This is a genomic window from Actinomadura soli (assembly GCF_005889715.1).
Lineage (GTDB): Bacteria > Actinomycetota > Actinomycetes > Streptosporangiales > Streptosporangiaceae > Spirillospora > Spirillospora soli.
On sequence record NZ_VCKW01000604.1, the window covers coordinates 1 to 717 of the forward strand.

At 68.1% G+C, this 717-nt stretch carries 1 protein-coding gene; it reads left to right on the forward strand.

Going from position 1 to position 717, the window contains the following annotated elements; all coding sequences use genetic code 11:
* The coding region (locus tag ETD83_RS42105) for a beta-ketoacyl synthase N-terminal-like domain-containing protein (RefSeq protein WP_138650807.1) at positions 1-717 on the forward strand (717 nt) is incomplete at both ends.

Sequence of the window (717 nt, forward strand, 5' to 3'; positions counted from 1 at the left end):
CCTCCGGCCGCGTCGCCTACACCCTCGGGTTGGAAGGCCCCGCGATCACCGTCGACACCGCCTGCTCCTCCTCCCTGGTCGCCGCACACCTGGCAGCACAAGCACTCCGCAACAACGAATGCGACCTAGTGCTGGCCGGAGGCGTCGCCGTCATGGCCGCTCCGGACGCATTCATCGAATTCAGCCGCCAACGCGGACTCGCCCCCGATGGACGCTGCAAGCCCTTCTCCAATTCCGCCGACGGCACCGCCTGGAGCGAAGGCGTCGGCATCCTCTTGCTGGAACGGCTCTCCGACGCCCAACGCAATGGCCACCCCGTTCTCGCTGTCCTCCGCGGCTCGGCCATTAATCAGGACGGCGCGTCCAACGGCCTCACCGCGCCCAACGGCCCCTCCCAGGAACGCGTCATCCGGGACGCCCTCGCACACGCTCAGCTCACCTTTGCCGACATCGACGCGGTCGAGGCGCATGGCACGGGCACCACTCTGGGCGATCCCATCGAGGCCCAAGCCCTCCTCGCCACCTATGGACAGGGACGAGACGCCGAGCGGCCCCTTTACCTGGGTTCGGTGAAGTCGAACATCGGGCACGCGCAAGCAGCGGCCGGGGTCGGCGGAATCATCAAGATGATCGAGGCGATGCGGCACGGCGTCTTGCCCCGCACCCTGCACGTCGACGAACCCACCACCCACGTCGACTGGACCGCAGGCGCCATCT